At 51.8% G+C, this 18151-nt stretch carries 19 protein-coding genes; 11 read left to right on the top strand and 8 right to left on the bottom strand.

What is annotated here, in order from left to right:
- Positions 1-40: 40 nt before the first annotated feature.
- From J7I43_RS10840 to mutY, 6 genes are all read right to left on the bottom strand, one after another.
- On the bottom strand, positions 41-1420 hold the full coding sequence (locus J7I43_RS10840; RefSeq protein ID WP_209145693.1) for a LutB/LldF family L-lactate oxidation iron-sulfur protein: 1380 nt from the start codon (positions 1418-1420) through the stop codon (positions 41-43).
- Between the two features lie 122 nt (positions 1421-1542).
- On the bottom strand, positions 1543-2124 hold the full coding sequence (locus J7I43_RS10835) for a DUF3109 family protein (RefSeq protein ID WP_209145692.1): 582 nt from the start codon (positions 2122-2124) through the stop codon (positions 1543-1545).
- Between the two features lie 7 nt (positions 2125-2131).
- A complete protein-coding gene (gene gldD / locus J7I43_RS10830; RefSeq protein WP_209145691.1) occupies positions 2132-2734 on the bottom strand; it encodes a gliding motility lipoprotein GldD in 603 nt (200 codons plus the stop codon).
- A gap of 7 nt (positions 2735-2741) precedes the next feature.
- Positions 2742-4052, bottom strand: a complete 1311-nt coding sequence (gene gldE, locus J7I43_RS10825) for a gliding motility-associated protein GldE (RefSeq protein WP_209145690.1) — start codon at positions 4050-4052, stop codon at positions 2742-2744.
- A 176-nt stretch (positions 4053-4228) separates the two neighbouring features.
- Positions 4229-4705 (bottom strand): single-stranded DNA-binding protein, encoded by a 477-nt coding sequence (locus J7I43_RS10820; protein ID WP_209145689.1) that lies wholly within the window; start codon positions 4703-4705, stop codon positions 4229-4231.
- Between the two features lie 174 nt (positions 4706-4879).
- On the bottom strand, positions 4880-5929 hold the full coding sequence (gene mutY / locus J7I43_RS10815; RefSeq protein ID WP_209145688.1) for an A/G-specific adenine glycosylase: 1050 nt from the start codon (positions 5927-5929) through the stop codon (positions 4880-4882).
- A 225-nt stretch (positions 5930-6154) separates the two neighbouring features.
- Here mutY and J7I43_RS10810 point away from each other — a divergent pair, with 225 nt between their 5' ends.
- From J7I43_RS10810 to J7I43_RS10795, 4 genes are all read left to right on the top strand, one after another.
- Positions 6155-6442, top strand: a complete 288-nt coding sequence (locus J7I43_RS10810) for an HU family DNA-binding protein (RefSeq protein WP_073084475.1) — start codon at positions 6155-6157, stop codon at positions 6440-6442.
- A 23-nt stretch (positions 6443-6465) separates the two neighbouring features.
- The gene (locus J7I43_RS24925) at positions 6466-7323 is read left to right on the top strand and encodes a tetratricopeptide repeat protein (RefSeq protein ID WP_209145687.1); all 858 of its coding nucleotides are present in this window, start codon (positions 6466-6468) and stop codon (positions 7321-7323) included.
- A 445-nt stretch (positions 7324-7768) separates the two neighbouring features.
- On the top strand, positions 7769-9319 hold the full coding sequence (locus J7I43_RS10800; RefSeq protein WP_209145686.1) for an Rne/Rng family ribonuclease: 1551 nt from the start codon (positions 7769-7771) through the stop codon (positions 9317-9319).
- 115 nt (positions 9320-9434) lie between these two features.
- Positions 9435-11057: a L,D-transpeptidase family protein gene (locus J7I43_RS10795; protein ID WP_209145685.1), complete on the top strand. Its 1623-nt coding sequence runs from the start codon at positions 9435-9437 to the stop codon at positions 11055-11057.
- Here J7I43_RS10795 and J7I43_RS10790 read toward each other — a convergent pair.
- Positions 11043-11861, bottom strand: a complete 819-nt coding sequence (locus J7I43_RS10790; RefSeq protein ID WP_209145684.1) for a CPBP family intramembrane glutamic endopeptidase — start codon at positions 11859-11861, stop codon at positions 11043-11045. The genes J7I43_RS10795 and J7I43_RS10790 overlap by 15 nt on opposite strands.
- A gap of 102 nt (positions 11862-11963) precedes the next feature.
- Here J7I43_RS10790 and J7I43_RS10785 point away from each other — a divergent pair, with 102 nt between their 5' ends.
- The 7 genes from J7I43_RS10785 (at position 11964) to J7I43_RS10755 (ending at position 17203) form a co-directional block, all read left to right on the top strand.
- A complete protein-coding gene (locus tag J7I43_RS10785) occupies positions 11964-12344 on the top strand; it encodes a RidA family protein (protein WP_209145683.1) in 381 nt (126 codons plus the stop codon).
- Between the two features lie 7 nt (positions 12345-12351).
- Positions 12352-12999 (top strand): 3-hydroxyacyl-CoA dehydrogenase family protein, encoded by a 648-nt coding sequence (locus J7I43_RS10780; RefSeq protein ID WP_209145682.1) that lies wholly within the window; start codon positions 12352-12354, stop codon positions 12997-12999.
- Positions 13000-13010: 11 nt separating this feature from the next.
- Positions 13011-13685 (top strand): tRNA (adenosine(37)-N6)-threonylcarbamoyltransferase complex dimerization subunit type 1 TsaB, encoded by a 675-nt coding sequence (gene tsaB / locus J7I43_RS10775; protein ID WP_209145681.1) that lies wholly within the window; start codon positions 13011-13013, stop codon positions 13683-13685.
- A gap of 382 nt (positions 13686-14067) precedes the next feature.
- Positions 14068-14349, top strand: a complete 282-nt coding sequence (locus tag J7I43_RS10770) for an ArsR/SmtB family transcription factor (protein WP_209145680.1) — start codon at positions 14068-14070, stop codon at positions 14347-14349.
- A 204-nt stretch (positions 14350-14553) separates the two neighbouring features.
- On the top strand, positions 14554-15954 hold the full coding sequence (locus tag J7I43_RS10765; protein ID WP_209145679.1) for an MBL fold metallo-hydrolase: 1401 nt from the start codon (positions 14554-14556) through the stop codon (positions 15952-15954).
- Between the two features lie 333 nt (positions 15955-16287).
- Entirely contained in the window at positions 16288-16782 is a 495-nt protein-coding gene (locus J7I43_RS10760; protein ID WP_209145678.1) for a BON domain-containing protein, read from the top strand.
- A gap of 46 nt (positions 16783-16828) precedes the next feature.
- Positions 16829-17203, top strand: a complete 375-nt coding sequence (locus tag J7I43_RS10755) for a LysM peptidoglycan-binding domain-containing protein (RefSeq protein WP_209145677.1) — start codon at positions 16829-16831, stop codon at positions 17201-17203.
- 59 nt (positions 17204-17262) lie between these two features.
- Here the strand turns inward: J7I43_RS10755 and J7I43_RS10750 are convergent, their stop codons facing one another.
- Entirely contained in the window at positions 17263-18147 is an 885-nt protein-coding gene (locus J7I43_RS10750; RefSeq protein ID WP_209145676.1) for a lysophospholipid acyltransferase family protein, read from the bottom strand.
- Positions 18148-18151 lie beyond the last annotated feature (4 nt).

The raw sequence follows: 18151 nt of genomic DNA, 5'->3' as shown, positions 1-18151 counted from the left end.
GGCCGATCGCTCAGCCCCTCTATCAAAAGATCCTTTTGTTTTATTTTTTCCTTTCTTTCCACAGCTGGTTAAACGACTTGGGCGCAAAAATGGGCAGCCCTCTTTCGTCGTCGCCCCAGGCTTTGCCGAACAGTTTGCCGATCACCAGGTTTTTGGTTTTACCGCCCACGAGGTTCATCATACGGCGGCTGAGGCAGGCCTGTTTCCAGCCGAACCAGCCCATTTTTTCGGCGCCGGTGGTATGATGCTCTTCTACGGCTTTATGACGGTTATGCAGCAGCAGTTCGTGCAGGTTGATGCGCACGGGGCATACTTCCGTGCAGTTGCCGCACAGCGAAGACGCAAAACTGAGGTGCATGTATTTTTCGATGCCCTGCAGGTGCGGCGTGATCACCGCGCCGATGGGGCCGCTGTAGGTGGTTTTGTAAGTGTGGCCGCCGATGTTTTTGTACACGGGGCAGGCGTTGAGACAGGAGCCGCAGCGGATGCAGTAAAGGCTTTCGCGGGCTTCAACGTCTTTCAGGATATTCGTGCGGCCGTTGTCGAGGAAGATGACGTACATTTCTTCGGGGCCGTCCGTTTCACCTTCCTGGCGCGGGCCGGAGAGAATGGTGTTGTAAGAAGTGATCTGCTGCCCGGTGCCGTAGGTGGCCAGCAGCGGCCAGAACAGCGCAAGGTCGTTGATGGACGGCAGCACTTTTTCGATGCCGATCAGCGCGATGTGCGTTTTGGGAAAAGAAGTACTGAGGCGCGCGTTGCCTTCGTTTTCGGTAACGGCGATGCCGCCGATATCCGCGATAATGAAATTCGCGCCGGTGATGCCTACTTCCGCGTCGAGGTATTTCTGGCGGAGCTTGTCGCGGGCCACCAGCGTAAGTTCCTCAGGGGTGAGCGTGGGAGAAGAACCGAGTTTTTCGTGGAAAAGCTGCGCCACTTCTTCCTTGCTTTTGTGCATGGCGGGCGTCACGATGTGATAGGGCGGCTCGTCGTCCAGCTGCTGGATATATTCGCCGAGGTCCGTCTCGACGCTTTCGATGTTATGTTCGTGCAGGAAATCGTTGAGGTGGATCTCTTCCGTGGCCATGGATTTGCTTTTCACCACGGTCTTGCAGTTTTTCGCCTTGCAGATGGCGAGGATCTCTTCACGCGCCTGTTCGGCGGTTTCGGCCCAGATCACTTTGCCGCCGCGTTTGATGAAGTTCATCTCGAAGTCTTCGAGGTGTTTATCCAGGTGCTCGATGGCTTTCCACTTCACGTTTTTCGCGCGCTCGCGGGCCGTGGGTAGGTCTGCGAACTGCAGCTTGCCGTTCTTCACGGCGGCGTTATACTTGCCTATATTGAAGTTGATCGTTTTGCGGTGACCCAGATCAGCCGCCTTGATCTCGCTTTCTGAAAGAAAGGTGCTTGCCGTCTTGTTCATATGCCTGTAAAGATAGTCAAAAAGTGTCCGGTTGTTTTTGCGGGGCAAAGATTGCGCCTATTCTATCAATATTCAGAAAAATTATATCATTGTCATCCTGCACCGTCCTGCTCCGGACCGGTTTATTCCGCTTCGTTTTCGTATTGTTTGCCGGCGATCTTGTCCAGCACTTCGTAAAATTCTTCGCCGTATTTGCGCGTGATGGCTTCTTTCAGGAATTTGTACACCGGTACCTGCAATTGGTTGCCCAGTTTGCAGGCGGGTTTGCAGATGCTCCATTTGTCGTAGTTCACCGCTTCGAAGCTCTCGTATTTGGTGATGCGGATGGGGTAGAGGTGACAGGAGATCGGCTTGCGGTAATCTGTCGCGCCGGCTTTCCAGGCCTTTTCGATGCCGCAGCCAACGTGGCCGTTGTCGTCGATGGTAGCGTAGGCGCAGATGGCGCCGTTGATGATGGGGGTAACGTGGCCGTGCTCGTCGTCCCAGGTGTGCAGGCCGGTGCGCGTTATTTCCTCGACGCCTTCGGGGCGGAGGAAAGGTTTTATTTTCGGGTAGATCTTTTTCAGGATCTTCAGTTCATCCTCTTCCAGCGGCGCGCCGCAGTCGCCGGCTACGCAGCAGGCCCCTTTGCATGCGTTCAGGTTGCATACGAAGTTCTTTTCAATTACATCGTCGCTGATGTATTTGTCGTCTATCACTATCATCGTTCGCTCAGTTTGCCCGCCATTTCAGCGTTTGTACCAGGTGCCGCATGTCTTCCTCCAGGAATTTGTTGACGGGCGCCAGGGAATCCGCGTTGGGCGGTGCGTAAAAATACAAAGCTCCGCGCATAAAATGCGCGGTGGAATCGGTTACGTAAAACTGCTTTGCGGAAGCCGCGTTGCCGCCTACTTCGTAAAACAGGCCGAACACCCTGTTGGGCGTGCGGATCTCTTCCTCGTCGATGGATTCCGCCTTGTAGGTATGTTTGTATGTCAGTTTGAATGCGTCGTTGATCAGCTTGTCCAGTTTGTTCTTTGCGCCGATCTGTTTATAGCTCATGTAGATCTTGCCGTTCAGCTGCGGCACGTCTACGTTGATCCACCAGGGGTTTTCGGCCTTTTCGTCGAAAAAGAGCGTGTCTTTCACGATGTTGGCGTACACCGGGTATTCGAACGTGTAAGGGTAGCCCGGCTCGTTGAACAGGCGGTATTTTTTCTCCGGCAGGTCTATGCGGAAAAAGCCGCGGGGCTTGGGCGTATAGGCCTTTTGCCCGCAGGAAGCGGCGAGGAAGGGCAGAACGGCTGCCAGCAGGAAGTAGCAAAAATTTTTCACGGCCGGATTATTCAGTTTCAATACCAGATTTGATGCTCACCTGTACTTTCTGGATGCGCATTTTTGTGACTTCCAGCACGGTGAAATCGAAATTCCCGTAACTGATCACGCTGTTTTCTTCGGGGAATTTGCCCGAAAGCTCGAGGATGAGCCCGCCGAGGGAATCGCTTTCGCCTTTAACGGTCTCAAAGGTGTCCGGCGCGATGTTGAGGATGCGGCAAACGTCGTTGAGCATGGTTTTGCCTTCGAATACGTAGGTATGTTCGTTTACCTTGTTGTAGTTGAATTCTTCTTCATCAAACTCGTCCTTGATATCCCCGATCACCTCTTCCATGATGTCTTCCAGCGTCACGATGCCCGAGGTGCCCCCGAACTCGTCTACCACTACGGCGAAATGCATATGCCGGGTCTGGAACTCGTTCAGGAGGTCTTCTATGAGTTTATGCTCGTGCACGAAAAAAGGCTGGCGCAGCACTTCGTGCCAGTCGAAATTATCGCCTTTGTCCAGGTGCTGCAGCAGGTCTTTGGTATGCACCACGCCCACGATCGTGTCAAGATTTACCTTGTACACGGGGAGGCGGGAATAATGAAGGTCGGCCACCTGTTTTACAACGGCGTTGAAGCCCATATCGTATTCGAGGCCGTTTACGTCGAGGCGGGTGCGCATGATCTGTTTTACGGCGATGTTGCCGAATTTGAGAATGCCGCGCACGATGTTCTTTTCTTCCTGCGAGGCGCCCGGCTCCACGCTCATTTCGATCACTTCGTCGATCTCGTGGTAGTTGATGGGGCGGGTATTGCGGTGGAACAGGCGGGCCTCGATGCCTTCGCTCATGTTCACGAAAAAGTCGCTCACCGGTTCCAGCGTGGCGTAGATGATATGCACGAACCAGGCGAAATACGTGGCGAAACGCATGTTGTTCTGCGTGGCCCACACGCGCGGGAGGATCTGGCCGAAAAACAGCAGCACGAAAGTGATGATGGCGATCCTGACCACGAACGACACAACGGCCAGTTCCTGCAGGGATTCCACCTGGTATATGAGGTAATTGGTAATAAAAATGAAGGAGATGTTGAACAGGATGTTCGCGATCTGGAGGGAAGCGAGCAGTGACTTGGGTTTTTCCAGCAGCCGCGTGATCATTTTACCGGCGTTGCTTTGCCGGGTTTTGAGCACGTTAAGGTCTTTGTAATTGAGGGAAAAAAAGGCCACTTCCGCCCCGGAAACGATGAAAGTGAGCAGCAGCAGGATAAAAATCACCAGCAGGAACACCACGATATTGAGATTGGCGGCGTTCGGCGCCAGCTCTTGTAACAAAACACTCTTGAACGGAATAATGCTAGCCGGTAGGTAAGCCAAGGTTAGTTGTATTGGTCAAAAATAATGGGAAAGTAATTCAGGTCTGTAATGATTGAATCGCTTTCCCGCATGCAAATATAAAGAATGTACCGTTACGGGCGGATAGTCGTAAAGATTTAACCTGCCGCGCCTGGCTAAAAGGGCAGGTCGTCGGCGGGCTCGCTCATGGGCGGTATGTCCATCCCCGCGTAACCTTCCCCGTGGTGCGGCGCGGAGGAGGAGGAAGACGACTGGCCGGTGCTGTGATGGGGAACGGGGTGATCGCCGTTGTTGACATCCATCCTTTTGTCCAGCATTACGAGGTTATCGCCGACCACTTCCGTGGCGAATTTTTTGTTGCCTTCCTTATCTTCCCAGCTGCGGGTGCGGAGGCGGCCTTCGATATAGACCAGGCTGCCTTTATGGAGGTATTTCTGCGCCAGCTCCGCAAGGCCTCTCCAGAGAACAACCGTGTGCCATTCGGTTTGCGAGATCAGTTTGCCGGCCCTGTCTTTGAATGTTTCGGTGGTGGCGAGGGAGAATTTAGCCACTGCAATATTACCTTCCAGGAATTGAACATCGGGGTCTCTGCCAAGATTGCCAATCAGGATTACTTTATTAACACCTCTCATAATTGTAGGTTTTAATTCTGTCCTATTATAATTTATTCATCTCACGGTCAACCTTACTAAAGTTAATATTTTTTTCCAATCAAGGAATAGAATTTTTACGTTTTCCGTTGACGGGCAAGGCTTACGGGGAAGGGAACGTATTTGTATGGTACTAAAGCCGTTCCGGCACGTCGTCTAACGTTGAAGGTAGTCGGTGATGATTTTGGGGAAGGCGTATTTTTCGAGCTGCCCGGCGGGCACGAGCATATAATCCGCGGGCAGGCTGAAATCGGGGGAAAGGCTGAAGCGGGTGAAGCTGGCGTGAATGGTCTGATGGGTGAGCTGCTGGCGGAGTTGAACGCCGGGCTCCAGGGCTTTGGTTTTGGGCGGAACGAGCTGTTGAAAACCAGCGGTTTGGCGGAGGGCGTCGAGATCGGCGGGGGCGGGGGTTTCCACGAGCGGGAATTCGTGGAGGTTCTGCCAGATGTCTTTGGCGGTGCGTTTGCGGATCCAGACCATCCCGTTTTGTTCGAGCAGTAAAAAGTGGAAATATCTTTTTTTTATGGTTAATTTTTTGGATTTTACAGGAACAAGATCTGTTAATCCTTTTTGAAAGGCTTCGCAATGAGGCGCAAGCGCACAAGTTTTGCAAAGTGGTTGCTGAGGTTTGCAGACTACGGCCCCGAAATCCATAATCGCCTGATTATAAATGCCAGCCTGGTTTTCGGGGAGCACATCATTGGCCAGAGCGGTGAAAAGTTTTTTGCCCGCGGTAGTGTCTGTGGGCGTATCTATGCCAAAATAGCGGGCGAGCACGCGGTAAACATTTCCGTCCAGCACAGCGTGGGGAAGATTATAGGCAAAAGAAGCGATGGCGGCCGCGGTATAAGCGCCTACGCCTTTCAGCGCGGCGATGCCTTCGTAGGTGTCGGGGAATTTGCCGGCGGCGCTGATGGAGCGGGCGGCGGCGAGCATGTTTTTGCAGCGGGCGTAATATCCGAGGCCTTGCCAGAGGCGGAATACCTCTTCTTCGGGGGCTTTGGCGAGATCGTTTACGGTAGGGTATGCGCTGATGAAACGTTCGTAATAGGGGCGGCCCTGTTCCACCCGTGTTTGTTGCAGGATGATCTCCGATAACCAGATAAAATAGGGATTTTTTTCGTTCTTCCAGGGCATGTTCCGGTCGTTATGGGCGCGGTTCCAGGTCAGGATACGGTCAGTAAAAAATCTTTTTGTATCGGTCATTTGCGCAAAATAATTTATATATGTCGATGTTTTTTTATATATTCGTGTTCCCAAAGCCTTTATTAGTGCTGACTTGCAGCGATTTAGGCATTACCGGGAGTACAAATAAACGTATTTTTAGAACGCAGTATCTATAACAAAAAAAGATAAATTTTATTTGCTTGAAAATTCAGCAATTAAATTTTTTTTAATAACTTTGGAAAACAAGTAATCCTCCGCTTCATTATGAGAAAAGCTGATTTGATTAACAACATTGCTGAAAAAACCGGCATCCCCAAAGTAGATGTGTTAGTAACACTCGAAGCCATGTTCAAGGAAGTTAAGGAGGCGTTAGCAAATGGCGAGCATATCTACATTCGCGGATTTGGTAGCTTTATCACGAAGAAAAGAGCTGCCAAGATTGGCCGTAACATCAAGAAGAACGTGGCCGTGGAGATCCCGGAACACTTCATTCCAGCATTTAAGCCATCTAAAGAGTTTGTAGCAGAAGTTAAAAAGCTCAAAAGTTCTTAGATTTGCATCCTAACATTTTTTAGGTGCAAAGAAATCAACTACTCGTTCTTGGCCTTGCTGTTGCCGTAGTTACGGCGCTGTTTGCGTTTGGCCGTATAACGCCCAAAGTGCAGGGGCATGATCACGCTGGTCATGACCACGGCGCTGAAGGCGCTCCCATGGCAGAAACCAGGGCCGCAGACTTTAACGATCTGCTCAAAAAAGCAAAGGAAAAAGTTCCTGCAGACAAGCTGGTGGAGATCACCGGGCTTGAAAATACTGTCGTACGCGGCGATGTCCAGACCCAGCAGATCGCCGCATACCGGCAATTGTACACGATCTGGGACGGCCTCAACGAGCTGCCCATTGCCGCACATTATGCCGCCGAAGCCGCCAAGTTGGAAAATTCGGGAAAAAGCCTCACCTTTGCAGCCAATTTATTTTTAGACCATCTCTCGCACACGCAAGACGCGGGCGTAAGACAGTGGGAGGCCAATACGGCCAAAGAGTTGCTTGACAGGGCCATAGCGCTTGAACCAGACAATGACACGCTGAAAGTAAAGAAAGGTACGCTGCTCGTTATCAGCAATAGCACGGCGCCTATGGAAGGCATCGGCATTCTGAGGGAAGTTGCGGAACGGAATCCCGATTTCCTGGACGCTCAGCTTACCCTGGCCAATTTCGCCATCACCTCCGGCCAGTTCGATAAAGCCATCGAACGTATGGAAAAAGTGCTGGAACGCCAGCCCGACGAACCGAAAGCCATGTTCCTGCTGGCCGTGGCGCATCAGAGCAAAGGAGAGAACGACAAAGCGATAGACCTCCTCCGCCAATGCCGAAAACTGATCAAAGACCCGGCGCTGGCTGCTGAGATAGACGAGTATATAAAGAGCATTAAGTAATAATATTTATAAATCATTAAAAACGTAAAAAGGTATGCCCTGCGGAAAGAAAAGAAAAAGACATAAAATCGCAACCCACAAACGCAAAAAGAGGTTGAGAAAAAACCGTCATAAAAAAGGTAAGAAATAAATTCTCCTGTTTCCCCGCCATTTATACTGACAGGTATAAGTAGACGGTAGGGCCCGACACGATAAATTTTTTTGAGCGATCCTGCATGATTTTAGCTTTAATTGTTAAATTGCTAAAGTCATGCAGGTTGTTTTCGTAGTCCGGCCTGTACAGATTCCGGAACTTATCCTGTATATCACTAAAACCCTTTGCACAATCCTCTCCTCGTAGTGAATCGCCGGCCCCAGAACCCGGCCTCTCATTTGGGCATGTTGTATCCCGTGTTTAGATAGCGGGTACACTAAAGTGAAGTATTTATGGATAAAATTTTGACGCTTGAATAAGGAATTGATTATAAATGCAGCACCATCCGGTGTGGAAATTGCATTGCTGGAAGATAAGAAGTTAGTCGAGCTGCACCACGAAAGCGGCAACCCTAATTTTGCAGTGGGAGACCTTTATTTGGGCAAAGTAAAGAAACTCATTCCCGGCCTTAACGCCGCTTTTGTAGACGTTGGTTTCGAAAAGGACGCGTTCCTTCATTATACCGATCTCAGCCCCTACATCCGGTCATTGTTGAAGTTCACCCAGCAATCCATCACCGATAAATCGGAAACGTTCGACTTCGGCAAGTTCAAAAACGAGCCCGAGATCGTTAAAACAGGCAAGATCACCGAAGTGCTCGGCGGAAAGCCCAACATTCTCGTACAGATCCTCAAAGAGCCCATTTCCTCCAAAGGTCCCAGGCTCAGCTGCGAAATCTCGCTGCCGGGCCGTTTCATCGTTATCACCCCCTTCAACAATATCGTAGCCGTATCCAAAAAGATACACTCGTCTGAAGAACGAAAACGCCTGCAGAAGATCGTTGAAGCCATCAAACCGCCCAACTTCGGCGTAATCGTGCGAACCGCCGCCGAAGGGAAAAAAACCGCCGAGCTCCACGAAGACCTCACCACCCTCGTGAGCACCTGGAAAACCATCCAGGAAAACCTGCGCAACGGCCAGGCGCCGCAAAAGATCCTGAGCGAACAAACGAAAACCACCAGCATCCTGCGCGACCTGCTCAATGAAAGTTTTAACCGCATCGTGATCAACGATAAAAATATTTATACGGACACCAAGACGTATATCCAGAAGATCGCGCCGGAAAAACAGGAGATCGTCACCTATTACCACAACGGCGCGCCCATCTTCGATCACTTCGGCGTTACCCGCCAGGTGAAGGCATCGTTCGGCAAAACCGTCAACCTCGACAGCGGGGTCTATCTCATCATCGAAGCCACCGAAGCCCTGCACGTTATCGACGTGAACAGCGGCTACAAAAGCTCCAGCAACAACCAGGAACAGAACGCGCTCGCTTCCAATCTCGAAGCCGCCGCCGAAATCGCCCGCCAGCTCAGGCTGCGCGACCTGGGGGGCATCATCATTATCGATTTCATCGATATGAAACTGCCGGAGAACAAAAAAACGGTGTACGAAGCCATGGAAAAATTCATGGCGCCCGACAGGGCGAAACACACCATTCTGCCCATCTCCAAGTTCGGCCTGATGCAGATCACCCGCCAGCGCGTAAAACCCGAGATCACCATCTCCGTCGCGGAAGACTGCCCCGCCTGCAAAGGCACCGGCAAGATCGGCGCTTCCATGCTCATCGTGGAAGACATCGAGAAAAATCTCCAGTACCTGCTCAATCACCAGCACCAGGGCCTCACCATCCGCGTACACCCCATCCTGTACGCATTCCTCACCAAAGGATGGCCGTTCCGAAGCCGGCAATGGAAATGGTACTTCGCCCACAAAAAGTGGATCAAACTACGGGCGGATTCCAATTACCACCTCACGGAATACCACTTCTTTGATGCCAACGACGAAGAGATCAAATTATAAAAAAGATATTGCGAAGGGCTTACCACAAAAACGGTAGGCCCTTTTGCATGATTGTTGCTTGACTTTGCAACATACCCGGTATTCTTTTGTTATACCTCGTAAACTGTTCGATGCTATGCTGAAAAATTATCTGCTGCCCGTGCTCGCCGCAATGCTCCTGGCCGCCGCCTGTAAACAGGGCGTGAAAAAACAGTCCGAAGCCATCAACCGCGATACCACTCACTACACCAAACAGGAATATATCGCCCAGGCGCTGGACAGCAACCAGGTTGGTGAATTTTTGTCGCGGCATGCGGAATTTGCGCCCTACAGCGACTTGATCCGCGAGTTTTACCGCAAACGCGATTTCCACTACGCCTGGATCAACGAAGAAGGCATTACCGAACAGGCCGGCGGCCTGCTCAACATGATGCGGCAGGACGAAGAAAGCGGCATCAAAGACAGTACCCTCGATAAAAGCCGCGTAAGCGCGCTGTACGATTCCATCGCGCTGATGGGCGACAGCCTCAACCGGCAGGATACACTTATTTCCATCGCAGAGCTGAGCCTCACCGGGCAGTTTTTCGTGTATGCGAACAAGGTATGGGGCGGCATGACCAGCGACAATGCCAAAGACCTCGAATGGTTCATCCCCCGCAAAAAGATCAATGTGGAAAGCCTGCTGGATTCCATTATCCGTTATCCTAAACGCGCGCTGGCGGCAGACGAGCCGGTGAACAGGCAATACAGGCTTCTGCGCGACGAGCTGACCCGTGTGGGCGACCTCGTGAAAAAACACCCGCAGCACGATTCCATCAAACTGGCCGATAAAAAGAAAACCTACAAATCCGGCGATTCCTCCGCGGTGATCGCCGCCGTGAAATCGCGCCTGGCTATCTGGGGCGATTTCAAGGAAAAGGATACGACGACGCAATTCACGCCCCTGCTCGATTCCGCCCTGCGCAATTATCAAACCCGCATGGGGCAGAAGCCGGACGGCATCATCCGCCAGCAAACGATCGATGCACTAAACCGCCCGATGGAACATTACATGCAGCAGCTGCTGCTCAACATGGAACGCCTCCGCTGGGTGCCCGTGGAAGTAACAACGGACTATATCCTGGTGAACATCCCCGAGTTCAGGCTGCATGTGTATGAAGACGGTAAACTCGCCTGGAGCTGCAACGTGGTGGTGGGCACGCCCGGCGCCAGCACGGTAATTTTCAGCAAGGAAATGCAATACGTCGTATTCAGCCCGTATTGGAACGTGCCGCCCGGCATCCTGAAAAAAGAAGTGCTGCCCGGCATCCGCAAAAGCGGGAATGCTTACCTGAAGCGGCACAACATGGAAATGACCGGCAGCGGGAACAATATTTCCGTGAGGCAGAAACCGGGGCCCAGCAATTCGCTCGGCAAAGTGAAATTCCTGTTCCCGAACGAATACAACATCTACCTGCACGACACGCCGGCCAAAAACCTCTTCTCCGAAACCAAACGTTCTTTCAGCCACGGCTGCATCCGCGTAGCGGAGCCCAAACGCCTGGCGCAATGGGTGCTGCGCAAAGATTCCAGCTGGACGGAACAGAAAATAGACGCCGCGATGAACGCAGGAAAAGAAAAATATGTGACGCTGAAAACCAAACTGCCCGTGTACATCGGGTATTTCACGGCCTGGGTAGACAGCCAGGGCCGCCTCAATTTCCGCGACGACGTGTACGGTCACGATGCGAAACTGGCGAAGCTGTTATTTGGGAAGTAACACCGGTTTGCCGTGCGCGGCTTTTTTCGCCTGCTGCAGCGCCGGCGTAACCGGCACGAGTTTCCGGATCATGAAGTAACCGGCGAACAGCACCGTCACACAGCCCGCGATGATCATCGAATACATCACCGGGGAAGCGGTCATGAACTGGAAGGTGCCTGCAGACACGAGCAGCGCCGTGGCGACGTTGTGGGTGAGGTGAATGAGGAAACAGGCGCAAAGGTCGCGGAGGCGAAGATAAAACAGGCCGGTGAGCAGCCCGAGCAGGAAAGCGCCGGGCATCTGCGCGGGATCGGGATGCGCGAGCATGAACAGCAGCGAGCTTTGCAGCAGCGCCACGCCGCCCGAATAACGTTTCATCAGCGCTTCCATCATAATGCCGCGGAAAACGAGCTCTTCCATAAAAGCGGCCAGCATAACGGACACGACGATCATATAACCCGAACCGGTATGAATGGAAGTGAAAGACAATTCGGGCCAGGGCGGGATGGGCAGCAGGTAACCCAATGCGTCTTTCACCATTACCAGCGCAAGCGCCATGGAAAAAGCCAGCAGGAAGGTTTCCACTGAAATATTGATCTTGGGGATGAGCCGGAAATTATCTTTTTTATTGATGAGCGTGCAAAGGATCACGCTGACGCCGCTGAGCAGGTAGATCGTAACAAGGAGCGGGGCGTACAGCAGCAGATCGCTGCCGGTAAAACAGTACAGCAAGCCCGCGCCCCCGATCCAGCCCGCATACAGGCTGATCTGCATTTTCCATGCGCCGTTTAATGAAAGACCATTCAGGGTTTTGACATACATAACCGGATAGATGATGTTGATGCGGGAAATGGCATTTCTTTGGTTGACACTATAATGCTAATATAAGCAATTTGGTTATCTAAAATCTTATTTTTGCCGCATATGGAAAAACAGGTCATCAACACCAACAACGCCCCGGCGCCGATCGGTCCTTACAACCAGGCCATCAAAGCCGGCAGCATGCTTTTTATTTCAGGGCAGATCGCGTTGAACCCTGAAACCGGGCAGCTGGAAAAGGATGATATCATCAGCGAAACGCACCGCGTGATGCAGAACCTCCGGAATGTGCTTGCCGAAGCCGGTATGGATTTTTCAGACGTGGTGAAAAGCACCATTTTTATCATGAACATGGACGACTTTTCGCAGATCAACGAAGTGTACGGCAAATATTTCTCCGGTTACTTCCCCGCCCGCGAAACCGTGCAGGTTTCGGCTTTGCCGAAAGGCGTGAATGTGGAGATCTCAATGATCGCCGTTAAATAAACACCGGATGGACATTCTCGTAACCGGCGACGCGCAGCGCTGGGAAGCATTCCGCGCAGACAGGAACACCGAAGGCCACAACGTGACATGGGAGCCGGAGCTGCAATTGATCCGCGGCGAAGCAGACGTGATCGTCGATCTCTCGCTCGACGAGCGGCCCGAAAATCTCATGTTGTATGCCATGAAACCGGAAGTGTCCGTGCTTGGCTGCCTCGTGAAAACGTCGCCATCGGTATGGGAGCAGTACGCGCATATTTACGCGGTGAACTGGCTGCCCGGCTTCATCGGCATGAGTCCGCTGGAAACGGCATTGTCCGCCGCCGGCGAAGCATCGAAGCTGGAAGCGCTGATGAAGGAACTGAACTGGCGCTACGAAACCGTGAAAGCAGCCACAGGACTGGTAACGCCGAGAGTGATCTGTATGATCGTGAACGAAGCGTATTTTACCGCGGCGGAAGGCGCCGCTTCGCGGGAAGACATAGATATTTCCATGAAACTGGGCACCAATTATCCTTCCGGGCCTTTTGAATGGAGCAAAAAGATCGGCATCCGCAACGTATACGAAGTATTGCAGGCCGTTTTCCAGGAAACGGGCAATGAACGTTACAGGCCCGCGCCATTGTTGCGCGAGGAATACGAAGCGCTGCCGCAATAAAACATTTCCAATTGGCACTCATCTTACATATCGACACCGCTACTTCGTTTGGTTCCGTTTGTTTGTCGAAAGACGGAAAAGAACTGGAAACGCTGCATAACGCAGACCAGAAAGACCATGCGGCCACCGTTGGCCTGTTCATCCGCCGTTTGCTCGAAGGGCATGGCGTGCGGCATGAAGAGCTGGGTGCAATTGCCGTGAGTGCCGGTCCCGGTTCGTATACGGGTTTACGTGTAGGCGCCGCCACGGCGAAAGGTTTGTGTTACGCCTGGAAAAAACCGCTGATCGCCATTTCCACTTTGCAGATGATGGCCTCCGGCCTGCAATCGGAATTAAGGGAAGAAGGCTGGTATGTGCCGATGATCGACGCGCGGCGGATGGAAGTGTTCACCGCGGTGTACGATGCCGGTTTAAAGGCGGAAATGCCCCCTCAGTCGATGATATTGACGCCGGAATCTTTCGCGTCGTTTTTGGACGGGAAAACCACGTATTTTTTCGGCGACGGCGCCCCGAAATGGCGGAGTTTGTTAGGATCGCCTACCAATGCTGTTTTTCCCGCATACCAGATCTCTGCCGCACATATGGTGCCGCTGGCTGAAAAAGCCTTTGCCAGCAAGGATTTCCAGGATGTAGCCTACTTCGCTCCCCACTACCTCAAAGCCTTCTTCACCCCGGGAAAACCCTGACATCCTTCAATTTTTTAGCAGATTTTTAGCATTTCGCCGCATCATATTACGCATTGAAACGCGTTATAATCTGAGGACGGCCGAATGGACGGTAAAACGCACCCGGAAGTGTCATGTGACTGTCAAATTGTGGAAAAAGGCGGGATATTCCGGTTTATATATTAGAAAAGAAGGTATAGAAATTTTTTTTATTGTGACAGATATTATAATTTTGTATAATCAATATCCGTGATTGTTGTCTAATAGTCGCGTTTTACTGTCCGTTGATCCCTGTCATTTCATTTATTTTTAAAACTATTTTGCGATGGAAAAACAATTATTAACTACCTCTTCTAATACTCTTATTATTTCTAGAGGTAACAATGAAAAAGATCAGATCAAATTGGATTACATTGCCGTTAAAAAGGCCGCGATGGTGTTGAGAGCGATCAACCACAAACTGCGCCAGCAAATGATCAAGCTGCTGGAAGACCATAAGCGCATGACTGTAACGGAGATCTATGTGAAACTGCGTTTGGAACAGTCTGTAGCGAGCCAGCATCTTGCCATCCTGCGCCGCGCGGGCATCGTGATCACCGAAAGAGACGGTAAGTTCATCCACTATACCATCAACAAGCAACGTATTGCAGAAGTAGCGAAGTTTGTCGAAGAGCTGGTGGGTTAATCCATCTTACAATCTTATCTTTTAAAGCGGCCGACAGAGCGGCCCTGCACCATACTGAACCGGCCGTCTTCCTCTTTGGGGAAGACGGTTTTTTTGTCCTCTTTAATCCCCTTACCCTACCGGATAACAGTTTGACCTGCCCCTGACATCCCTCTACCCGCGTTTGCGCAACTTCTTCGTATTTTTGCAAAAATCAAAAACCATATGTTCATTAAGCAGTTGTACACAGGTTGCTTATCAGAGGCAGCATATTACATCGAATCCGACGGAGAAGCCGCCATTATCGACCCCCTCAGAGATATCGAGCCTTACCTCGAACTGGCGCACGAAAGGAACGCTTCCATCAAATATATTTTCGAAACACATTTTCACGCAGACTTCGTTTCCGGTCACCTCGACCTGGCGGCCGCCACCAAAGCGCCCATCGTATATGGCCCCGAAACAGTGACCAGTTTTCCCGTGCATATCGCGAAAGACGGCGAAGATTTCAAAATCGGGAAACTGACGGTGAAGGCGCTGCATACGCCGGGCCACACCATGGAATCTACCTGCTACCTGCTGCTCGACGAAAACGGCGAGCCCAATGCGGTCTTCACCGGCGATACCCTTTTTGTCGGCGACGTGGGCAGGCCGGACCTGTTCAGCGGGGACCTCAGCAAGGAAGAGCTTGCGGGTTTATTATTCGAATCGCTGAAAAACAAGATCAAGACTTTGCCCGATCACGTGATCGTATATCCCGCGCACGGCCCGGGCTCCGCCTGCGGTAAAAATCTCGGCCCGAACACTTACAGCACCATCGGCGACGAAAAAAGCAGCAATTATGCGTTGCTGGCGGAAGACAAAGCCGATTTCATCAAACAGGTGACGGAGGGGCTGGCTACGCCTCCGCAATATTTTCCCATCAACGCGCAGATCAACAAAGAAGGGTACGATACGATGAACACGGTGATGGAAAGAAGCCTCAAACCATTGTCTATACAAGCGTTCAAGGAAAGATCCGCCGGTGCGGTGATACTCGATACGCGCAATGCGAACGTATTCACGGAAGGTTTTGTGCCCGGCTCCATCAGCATCGGCCTGGAAGGCCGTTTCGCGGAATGGGCGGGAAGCCTGCTGCCGTTCGGCCAGCCGATGCTGCTCGTTACCGCGGCGGGACAGGAAGAAGAAACGATCGTAAGGCTCGCGCGCGTCGGGTTCGACAAAGTGCAGGGTTATCTTGAAGGCGGTTTCGAAGCCTGGAAAGCGGCAGGGGAGAAGATCGACATGATCATTTCCGTTGACCCGGACGAACTGGCGATGGACATCCCGCACGACGAAAACCTGGTGGTGGTAGACGTGCGGAAGCCCGCGGAATATGCGGACGGGCACATCAAAAACGCGGTGAACCTCACCCTCAGCGAAATGACAGATCCCGGCGCGCTCGCCGACCTGGACGACCACCTGAACCTGTACGTGCATTGCCAGGGCGGCTACCGCAGCGTGATCGCCTGTTCTATCATGAAACGCGAAGGCATTCATAATCTCCGCAACGTCAACGGCGGTTTTGGTAAAATGAAAGATCAGAAAGGGCTGACCGTGGTGCAGGAAAAAAATATCCTGAACTAACGTGACCAGTAACAGATATTGAAACGCCGGGAGCATGGTTTCCCGGCGTTTTTATGGAATGGCGAAACGCCTTTCCCGGTGAACCCTGCCGCAACGGAGCCATTTATCTTATTCACGCAATCTTCCAGTCAACCATTCGGCTGCGCCCGGGCCGCAGCTCTTTGCATTCGCTGTTTCCCTTTGTCATATAGTTTGCGGATAAAACACATATAAATTTATACACTTACATTTTCTTTTTGTTATTGCATAAATAATTGCTTAACAATTAATTAAACACAGAAATAATTGTCGTTTAGGGGAGAATTGGTTAAATTCCTTTAAAATTCTAATCATATGAAACAACGCAAACCCATTTTGCTCGCCTTCCTGGTTGGGATAGGCGTGCTCCTTTACGCTTGTAAACCGAGCGACGCGAAACTTCAGAAAGAAGTGAACGACAAACTGGCCACCGCCGCTCCCGGCGTGATCGCTGAAGTGAAAGGAGGCGTTGCCACCCTTAGTGGCGAAGTGATGGACGATGCAGCCAAAACTACCGCCGAAGACGCCGCCAAAAGCGTAAAAGGCGTTAAATCCGTTGTGAACAACGTTATGCTCACGCCGCCACCGCCGCCGCCCGCCGCGCCGGTTGCCATTAATCCCGACGACATTCTCAAAACCAGCGTAGATTCCTCGCTCAGCGCGGCAGGCATTACCGGCGTAACGGCCACCATCGCCAACGGCGAAGTGACCCTCACCGGCACCATCAAAAAAGCGGACCTCCGCAAAGTGATGCAGGCAGCCAACGAAGCCAAGCCCAAAAAGGTCAACAACAAACTCACGCTGCAATAAGCGGCGGATTTTTTAATCCACCATTAACCTTAAAAAAAGTACGATCATGGCATTACAGGACAAATACGCAGAACTCGTTCAGGCAGCCAATAACGGCGGGGTTACCGGTTTGCAGGTAGCCGAGCAGAACGGCGTGCTGTACGTCAACGGCACGGCTCCTTCCTCCGCAGTGAAGGACCAGCTGTGGGGCATCTACGAAAAACTGGACCCCGAAATGCGCGCAGGAGACCTCGTGCTGAATATTTCCCTCGCCGAAGGCGCGGAGCAGGAATATGAAGTACAGTCCGGCGACAACCTCAGCAAGATCGCAAAAAAATATCCCGGCCTCACCTGGCAGAAGATTTTCGAAGCGAATAAAGACAAGATCAAAGACCCGGATATGATCCAGCCCGGCTGGAAACTCAAAATACCTTCGGCATAACCTTGTCAGATCATAAAAACAAAACCCCGGCCGCGATGGCCGGGGTTTTTTAATGTCTTCTATTCATCCGCATTTTCAAAATCATATTCGGGCTTGTATTCGTGTTTCCAGCGCCGGTGGCTCCATACCCACACTTCGGGCTGCTCCCGGATGTTTTTTTCGAGGTACTGCACAAACGCTTCCGTGATCCGCCCTTCCGGCTCATTGATCGGGTTTTCGAAGGCCAGTTCCAGCTTTGCCTTGTAATACCCTCTTTTCACCTTGCGGATGTCTGCAAACACCACGGGAATATTATACCGGCGCGCGCTCATTTCCGGCCCTTTGTAAAACGCAGTCATTTTGTTCAGGAAAGGAAACCAGTAGCAGCGGCGCGGGTTGCCGGGGTTCTGGTCTGCCACCAGGCCCAGCAGGTATTGTTTCCCGATCCAGGGCGCCATGCCGTTGCGCATGTCGTTGGCGGGTATCAGCACGGTGCCGAATTTTTCCCGGAAATGCCTGAACATGCGGTTTACCGCGGAATTGCTAATGGGCATGAACACTACCAGGAAAGAATAGTCCACACCGTTTTTCGCGAACAGGTTTGCCCATTCCCAGTTGAAATTATGGCCCAGGTGCAGCTGTACGCTCCGGCCCTGGGCGTATAACTTATGAAAAACGGACAGGTCGCAGTCGAAACGTTTGCTCAGCGATGCGCTGCTCATGGTAAGCAATTTGATCGTTTCCACCACCATATCGGTCAGGTTGCGGTAGTATTTGCGGGCGATCAGCCTGATCTCGTTTTCCGGTTTATCCGGAAACGCCTGGCGCAGGTTTTCCAGTACTACTTTCCGGCGGTACCCGAGCAGGTGGTACACAAGCACGTAAAGCCCGTCGCTGATGCGGTAAAGCAGCCACAGGGGAAGAATGGAAATGCTGTAACAGAATGCCAGTAAAATATAATACATGGAT

The sequence above is a fragment of the Chitinophaga chungangae genome (genome assembly GCF_017742215.1).
GTDB lineage: Bacteria > Bacteroidota > Bacteroidia > Chitinophagales > Chitinophagaceae > Chitinophaga > Chitinophaga chungangae.
This window is presented reverse-complemented; position numbering and strand designations above follow the sequence as displayed.